Raw genomic sequence first — 7,521 nt, 5'->3', positions numbered from 1 at the left:
AGCGTCGTGGTCGTGACAGGCGACCCGCCGCCCGGCCGTGGACAACCCGCAATTTGATCTTATCGGGAGGTGCCACACCGCATTAAACTCAACTGCAGATCTGTCCGTCGAACCGGGTCACCCTCAGTTCGTCGCCGAGGCACGCAGCGCGAAATGGGAAGCCAACCGGCGACAGCGATTGCGACGGCGATACAGTGCACAAGTGCTCGACGCCATCCGCAGTCTCATGCTCAAGCAATCCCCCGGCGTCGTGCCCAACAGTCTGCTCGGAAAGGCGCTAACTTACCTGCGCGAGCAATGGCCCAAGCTGATCCTCTACGTTGAGAACGGCAACTGGCCCATATCGAACAACGACTGTGAGAATTCGATCCGCCCGTTTGTAATTGGGCGCCGCGGCTGGCTGTTCTCGGACACGGTTGATGGCGCGACTGCGAGCGCCAATCTTTACTCTCTGGTCGAAACCTGCAAAGCCTGTCGAATCGACCCGTACCGCTACCTCCACTGGCTGTTCAGGCACATCCCTCTGGCGACCAGTGTCGACGACTACGACGCGCTTCTGCCCTGGAAAATGCCTGCGTCCCTGCGCTGAGCACACGCCACGCCTCTCTGCGATTCATGGCCCTCAACTCCACTCGCAGAGGGACGTCGATAATGGATCGCTTACTTTCAATCGAAGCGTGCATAGCACTGGGCCGAGCTGGGGATGCTGCGCTACTTCCGCATTTTCTCCTGGCAAAGGAGGTGCCGAGTGACCGTCGACCGCTGGTCGAGTTGGCGGCAGAAGGACGTTTTGTCGACGGAACATAGCTGTTTTTAGAAACACCATTTTTCTAGCATGCATGCCGGCTCCTCGGGGCCATTGGAGTTGGCATACATCGGCGTGCAGACCAGGTGTCAGCAGCTAGCAAGAAGGTGCCCGAAGGGTCCCCATGCGCCGTCTCATACGCGTTGCCTTATGACACGCGCAACGTAACAGCGCTTTTTACTGGGAGAAACTATGGAACAGTTGATTCTTCGAACGGATTTGTAAGATCGACCCGACTCAGCTGCAGGAGAATATGAGCCATCCCGCTGACGAAATACTAATCACTGGTAAGCCGAAGAGAATCAGCGGTCCTTTGGTGGACTTTGAACCATCACGTCCGGGAGTCGGGTTCTGGGAGGCAGAGGTCGGCGCCTGGAAGTTCGTCTATCCATCAAAACCGAAACGAGATCTTCCACGTCCTGGAGGGTACCTTCTCGCTCGAGAGCGAAACGACGCCGCAGACCGAATTCACTAAAGGCGACACGGGTGTTATTCCCGCCGGCTTCTGCGGAACATTGAGAGTCACCGAGGCAGTTCGAAAAATATACGTTCTTCTCACCTGAGAAGCGTCACCAACGACGTCGCAAGTTGACTCGCGAAGCATCTTCGCAAAGTCGCGTTGAGCTGCATTATGACGGAAGGTAGGTAAATGACCCTATTCAGATACCAAGCTATTCATTAACGGAACTTGGTGTGACGCACTTGATGGAGCGACCATCAATGTGATCAGCCCTTCGACCGGCGAAAGAATTGGCGTGGTCGCCTGCCACAGACAACCCAAATGACACCCATTATGCGTTTCGCACCCCGGATGGAGACGGGTGGCTTCCCCCGCTGTGGATCGAAGAAACAAAAATCCACCGAGGAAGGGGATGCTCCAGAAATAACGCTGAACCGCATCAAGCAAGTGCGAATCCAGTTCGGCCTGCGAGACGGCGGCAAGCGTCAGCATCGCGACAATTGCCGTAGCGAGGCAACTAATAATTGCCTTCTCGAACACTTCAAAGAACTTGGTCATTGCTTCCCCGCGTAGCGCTTTGCACACTTTATATAACAGCAAATCTGCACAGTTGCTGACTTTGCGGGTCTGAGTCGCGTCGTACCCTACGCAGGCGTCTCGCCGACAGGAAGAAAACCTTCGGGCGGGTCCGTTCGCAAACTGATGTATTCAAGTCGCCACTGATCGATCTTTCGAAGATCTGCCAGTGAGAGACGTGTATCAGCGACGGCGACACAACTCTCGAGAGCAATTTCCTTAGCGTCCTCGGGCTTGCCATAGACGCTCGTGAACAGATCGGAAATCTCGCTCGCGGCCTTCTCGGCAGCGGCACGCGCAACGGGGCCGCCTTCTGTAGCATCATATGCAAGGGTAATGCGCAGAACGTAGGGTTCACCGCCGTCGAGGTCCTGAAATCGCGCGGCGTCGAGGTCAAAGAAAACGCCCACCAGATGGGCGTTGTATGGCTCGAGAAGCTTGCCGGTCAGCTGCTCAACCGTCTTGCCCTTATGTTTTCGGCGAAGGCGACTCTCGAACGCGTTCGGGAAAGCCGGACGACCATACCGCGCGGCCAGCCATTGCTTGAGCGCCCTCTTCTCATCGGCATTCAGTGTGACCGACGCATCCGGAGCGGCAGCGATCGCATCGAACATCACCGTATCGACCACCGTTCGAGCTTCGTGACGCAGTTCAAGCACGAGCGTGTGCCCTTCCCCGGTAGTGTAGCTGAGATGGAGCCGGCGTACGTTTCTGGCACGAGCGAACGGTGGGTCAACCGTCGCAACGATGTCCGCTACGATGCACTCGACAGAGGGCTCCTTGTCGTTGGCGAGGTCGCAGTCGTGCGAGATGACAACGACGCGATGTTCGCGTTCATCAAACACGAGTCCGAGGTCCAACGCATGAGCGTCAACCATGAGACTGCCTTGCCGCCAAGCACTGTCACGTCCCGGCATCGCGTCCCCTCAGCGATCCTCGGCAGCACCTGGAATCGAAACATCCGATTGCCAGTCTGCTGTTGCTGGAGCTGCGGTATTCGACAGCCCCGTGAGTGCATAGGACCGTTCCATTGCCCGAGCCTCTTCAATCAAAGTCTGCACGGCCGCCGAACTGTCCTCCCCGGCCTTCAGGATGTCGAACAGTGAGCGATCTTCAAATGCTTTCATTTTCAGGAGACTCGACGCACGCGCGACTCCTGCCGCCTTGAACGCGTCAGCGATCTGACTCAACGTCCTGATGCGCACGAGCTTGTCAGCGTCCGGCATCGACTCTTCGGACAGCCACTTGTAGACCGCCTGGCGCGACACGTCGAAGAGAACCGCAAGATCCCCAATAGCGGGATTCAGCACTGCGCGGACATTTTCCAGATGTTCCTTCGCCGTCCGGATATCCGCGCGCGGGCGCCTGCGCGGCGACCGCACCGCCGTGTCATCGCTGACAAAGAGCCCTGTTCGAGGTGAAAGGTACCCGCTCCAACTGTCTACGTTCTCAAGCGGATATGCAGACCCCGTCCCAATGAACGGCCGCAGCATCACCGGGTAATGCTGCGCAGCGCCAATCGCTGGCAATGATTGCATATGTCTGTCTCCTGATTAGTTTTACGACCAAGCCTTTAGGGCATGAGGCGTAACGATCGCCTCAAACGCCCGGCGGATGTCTCGGTGCAATGCCTCGAGCTGGCTCGCGAGCGACGCGAATTCAAGCGGAAATCTCCCCTGAACGAAATGGTCCGTGTCGATGACCGCATGACGCTGCGGCTCCTGCTTCGCGAACCGGTCTTTAATCACGAGTCCGTGCCGTGCCACGTCCGGCGGAAATCCAAGCGGAGCCACGGCGCGATGCACCCTCGCCACAAGGATGCCCCGGTCAGCCAAAACCCCCGGCTGCGTCTCGAATACCTGCTCGCTCGATGCTGATTGCTCAACCGCGCCAAACTGCACGCCGCACAGGCCGCCTGCAAGATACTGATCGACCGTCTCTGCCTCGCGCGGCTGCACAGCATCGAGGTACCGCAGACCTAGGCGACTCACGTGATCAAGACCCACAACTTTGTGAACGTGTTCAAGCCCGCGCAATCCAGTTGGTAAAAACTGTCGGCGCGTGTCGTAGTGGGTAGTATGAAAGGCGATGAACGTCGGGCTAAGCACAAAACTGGACGTACGGTCTGCCGTAGTCATCCGCCAGACCTTCAGGGTCCCGACTTTGGGGACAGGCGGTGCGTCATTAGCTTCAAAGACGAACTCCAGTTGCGGCAGCGCCTGCTCTTCAAAGAGCGTATACCCGTCGCGGCGCAGCAGATCCTGCACTTCCCCAGCGTATTTTTCCATCGCCGGGATCGGGTTGAACTGCGCCTGCAGCAAGGCATAGTAGACCGGCGCATTGGCCATTCGTCCATTCATGATCAGCGGGCGCGAAAACGTGAGGTTGACATTTCAGTTGTCAGTTTACACCGTGGTTGACGCTCTCGCAAGGAGAACTGCTCAGAAGTGGCCCGCGGCGTGATGTCGCGGGGAGCGCTAGGTCGCGGGACACCCGACGTGGCGTGGGAACGAGCGCACGCGGACCATGAACCGGGCCCTTATGTCCTCCACCGATCACACCAGCGCATAGAGACCGGCCGCCTAACCAAAAACGGTGGCGTCGCTTCCCCGGCTCCGCCGCCGTGTTACGTCGACCGCGCCCGTGACGCATACGACCGCCCGCATCCGCTGCTGTCCCGAAATGACGGCCCGGATAGCCCCAACTATCCGAGCCTCAATTTGCGGAGTATTGTTGACGCCCCGTTAGCCGGCCCCACTGTTTGAGGGTTCGTGGACAGCGCTGCGATGCCATTGAGGTGTGGCGCGGTCTACGCGAAATAGGTGCGCTACTGGGTTTGAACGGCACCCTCCAGACGACACACCCATCCGTCCCGAACCCATTCATTTGCGATGCGAATCAGTGTTATCCAAACAATCGATTTTGTGCTTCGGGCGAAATGCCGCATAGTCGCTTCCTGCGACGCGCGGCACAGCTTCTGACTATCCGCGCCGGAAAGAGAGCTTTCCTGACGTGCCCCGATGCAAGCGGCCCCATCGGAGCGGGTATCCATCTGAACGTCAAAATTAATTTTCTGCGTGAGCGGATACGAACAACCATCGGAGCCGTGGCAATGACTGTATCGATCGTGATAGTGGGTGCTGGCTTTTGCGGGACGATGACGGCCACATGGCTACTGTCGGATCAAACCGCAAAGCCCCTGTCGATCGCACTGGTCGATGACAGCTATAGCGTTTCGCGCGGTATTGCTTATCGGTCAGACGAAGACGGGTGGCTCCTGAACGCCCCCGCACGGACCCTCAGTGTTGAGCGGGACAACGGCAACGGCTTTGTCGATTATTGCCGACTGCGGGGCCGTCCTGCCGAACCCGATGATTTCCTGCCACGTGCGTGGTACGGCGATTATCTTGCACATCTGCTAAAACAAGCCGTCGAAAACCGCGGGAAGCATCAGTTTTCTCAACATGACGGATACGCCGTCGCGCTGAAGCCCGTCGAGGATGGCCGAACGAAGGTTCATTTGCACACGGGTGTGGAGATTTCTGCCGATCACGTCGTCCTTGCGACCGGGCACAGCGATCGCCGCCGCTCCATCACTGTAGCAGCAACCGGTGGCGCTTCACTCGATCAACGTTTCCTCGCGAATCCCTGGGACGCAGTTAAATTGCGGACCGTGCCGGATGACAGCCATTTCTTCATGTGCGGGTCTGGTCTGACGGCACTCGACGTTGTTTACGCGCTGCACCGGCGCAGCGAAAAGTTGCGCTTCACGCTTATGTCCCGCCGTGGTTTGTTGCCTCAACACCACGGCCAGTCACCGCCGAGACTTCAGCCACAAGCGCGGCGATCGCTTCTCGATCAACTGGCCGCCGGCCCCAGGCATTGCATCACCGTCGTACGCAAAGTCATTGCTGAACATCGCGCGAGAGGCGGTGACTGGCGCGAGGTGATCGATAGCCTGCGTCCAGCGGTGCCGCAGATCTGGTCAAACTGGTCTGAGGCCGACCGGCGCGCTTTCGTGCGCCATATTGCGCCTTACTGGGACGCACATCGTCACCGACAGCCAGCTTCCACGGCAGCGCTTGTCGCGTCACTCAGGATAAGTGGGCGTCTCTCGCTTATGGGGGGGGCGAATCGAGACAATCAGCGCACATGGCGACGGGCTGCTGCTGGCTATTCGCCCGCGCGCAGCAACGGGCTCGCGCGTTGTGCACGCATCGTATTTCGTGAATTGCACCGGTGTCGGGATGGCTCCAGCTCATCGAGCTACGGCGTCAGATACAGAACCGCATGCAGATTGCATACACCGGCCTATAGCACACGCGTGTGATTCTCTTTTTGATCAGTTACGGCGCGACGGGATTGCAAAATTTGACTGGGCGGGGTTGCGTGTTGATGAGTCTTACCGCGTGGTTCGAGTCAATAGCTGTACGAATCCGTCTCTGTTTTATATTGGCCCTGCGCTTAGAAGACGCTTTTGGGAGGCGACGGCGGTGCCCGAATTGCTAATGCATATCGAGCGGATGACGGAGATCATAATGCGGCAGGTTTCTGCACATTAAACGCGAGCGCATTGCCTGACAGGGGCGTGGATGCAAGCGGGTTCTGTCGCAGTAAGATCGAGAGGTCGGTCAAGACCGATATGGCATGGATTCCTTGTCCAGCCAGCGAATAGAACTGATGTGCGGGAGTTTGCCAAACGCCGCCATCGTTCAATTTCCCTTGACGATCATGTGCATGACTTCGATGCCACCTAGATGCTATGTGGGAGGGCAGTGGCAGTAAGCCCGACTGGAGTAAAACGGGATTTGCACGCTCGTTTTCTCCGAAGGAGCACGCAAACGGGCGCGCCTGACGCAGCCTTCCACACAGCATCTAGGGGCCGTTTTCATTCGATGAAATGTGCTTACATCTTGTCTTTTGCGTAATCAATAAGCGTAGGCACGTCAGGTGATACCAGCCGGTGTCCGACGCACGTGCGTCGGACAAACTTTCGATGCCGCGTCCGGAGGCATCCATCAACGATCTGGTGACGACATGGACATGAATGGTGTGATGACGGAAGAGGACGGCGGTGCGCCGCCTTCGCCTGGGGAAGCGGCCATCCTTGAGGAAGCATGCTGGCTGGCCGACTCGGGCCGCTACGCCGACTTCATAGACATCGAGAACGTGCTGCGTTTTGGTTACGGGCTGACCAATGCGTGGGCCCTGCTTGACGGGCATCCGGTTCGCAGGATGCTGAACCGCCGCTGTGCGGATGCCCGCGACGAGCGGCTGGTAGGGCGGTGCAGCATGAGATTCTGCGCTCATCCGATGGCAGAGGACGCATGACACCACGCGAAGCGCAGAACATTCTCTATGCGGCGTTCGTGGCTGCGGCCCTGATCGTGCAGGCCCAGCCGTACCGGGACGACGTGCACGCGCAGCGCCGGTTCGAGCAAATTGTCAACCGGCTTCTATCGGAGCACGTGCCCCGTGGCATGAGCGTGGCGGAGTTTATCCAGCACGCCGGATGACCGGCCCCCACACTGGAATCGGGGCATTGAACCTTAGGGCAAAGCTGATCAAGTCCACCGCATAGCTACTTGGAGCGTTATAGATCGGAGTGGATAAGGAAGGCAGAACAAGATGAAGCGGCAGACGCTGGCGATGGCAGCTGACGAAGGTGCGGGTTTGGAGA

General features: G+C 58.3%; 8 protein-coding genes and 1 pseudogene. 5 read left to right on the top strand and 4 right to left on the bottom strand.

Annotation, left to right across the window (positions count from 1 at the left end):
* Window positions 1–127: 127 nt before the first annotated feature.
* Both AB3X86_RS37420 and AB3X86_RS37415 read left to right on the top strand, forming a co-directional pair.
* A pseudogene (locus AB3X86_RS37420) lies at window positions 128–589 on the top strand (transposase); the annotation flags it as partial.
* A gap of 539 nt (window positions 590–1,128) precedes the next feature.
* Complete coding sequence (locus AB3X86_RS37415) at window positions 1,129–1,368, top strand: cupin domain-containing protein (protein WP_368599811.1); 240 nt, start codon at window positions 1,129–1,131, stop codon at window positions 1,366–1,368.
* A 92-nt stretch (window positions 1,369–1,460) separates the two neighbouring features.
* Here the strand turns inward: AB3X86_RS37415 and AB3X86_RS37410 are convergent, their stop codons facing one another.
* From AB3X86_RS37410 to AB3X86_RS37395, 4 genes are all read right to left on the bottom strand, one after another.
* Window positions 1,461–1,823 (bottom strand): hypothetical protein, encoded by a 363-nt coding sequence (locus tag AB3X86_RS37410; protein ID WP_368599810.1) that lies wholly within the window; start codon window positions 1,821–1,823, stop codon window positions 1,461–1,463.
* Between the two features lie 86 nt (window positions 1,824–1,909).
* Window positions 1,910–2,719 carry a hypothetical protein gene (locus AB3X86_RS37405; protein WP_368599809.1) on the bottom strand — a complete coding sequence of 270 codons (810 nt, stop codon included), beginning with the start codon at window positions 2,717–2,719 and terminating at the stop codon, window positions 1,910–1,912.
* Window positions 2,720–2,767: 48 nt separating this feature from the next.
* Window positions 2,768–3,379, bottom strand: a complete 612-nt coding sequence (locus AB3X86_RS37400; protein WP_368599808.1) for a hypothetical protein — start codon at window positions 3,377–3,379, stop codon at window positions 2,768–2,770.
* Window positions 3,380–3,400: 21 nt separating this feature from the next.
* Complete coding sequence (locus AB3X86_RS37395) at window positions 3,401–4,189, bottom strand: TIGR04255 family protein (protein WP_368599807.1); 789 nt, start codon at window positions 4,187–4,189, stop codon at window positions 3,401–3,403.
* Window positions 4,190–4,953: 764 nt separating this feature from the next.
* Here AB3X86_RS37395 and AB3X86_RS37390 point away from each other — a divergent pair.
* From AB3X86_RS37390 to AB3X86_RS37380, 3 genes are all read left to right on the top strand, one after another.
* Window positions 4,954–6,171 (top strand): FAD/NAD(P)-binding protein, encoded by a 1,218-nt coding sequence (locus AB3X86_RS37390; RefSeq protein WP_368599806.1) that lies wholly within the window; start codon window positions 4,954–4,956, stop codon window positions 6,169–6,171.
* 725 nt (window positions 6,172–6,896) lie between these two features.
* Window positions 6,897–7,172, top strand: coding sequence for a hypothetical protein (locus AB3X86_RS37385; protein WP_368599812.1), 276 nt, complete (start codon window positions 6,897–6,899; stop codon window positions 7,170–7,172).
* The gene (locus AB3X86_RS37380) at window positions 7,169–7,357 is read left to right on the top strand and encodes a hypothetical protein (RefSeq protein ID WP_176112037.1); all 189 of its coding nucleotides are present in this window, start codon (window positions 7,169–7,171) and stop codon (window positions 7,355–7,357) included. Before AB3X86_RS37385 ends, AB3X86_RS37380 begins: the two co-directional genes overlap by 4 nt.
* Window positions 7,358–7,521: the final 164 nt, after the last annotated feature.

Source organism: Paraburkholderia sp. BR14374 (assembly GCF_040948685.1).
Classification (GTDB): Bacteria; Pseudomonadota; Gammaproteobacteria; order Burkholderiales; family Burkholderiaceae; genus Paraburkholderia; species Paraburkholderia youngii.
Note: the sequence above shows the minus strand (reverse complement) of the source record. Positions and strands in the feature narration are given on the sequence as shown.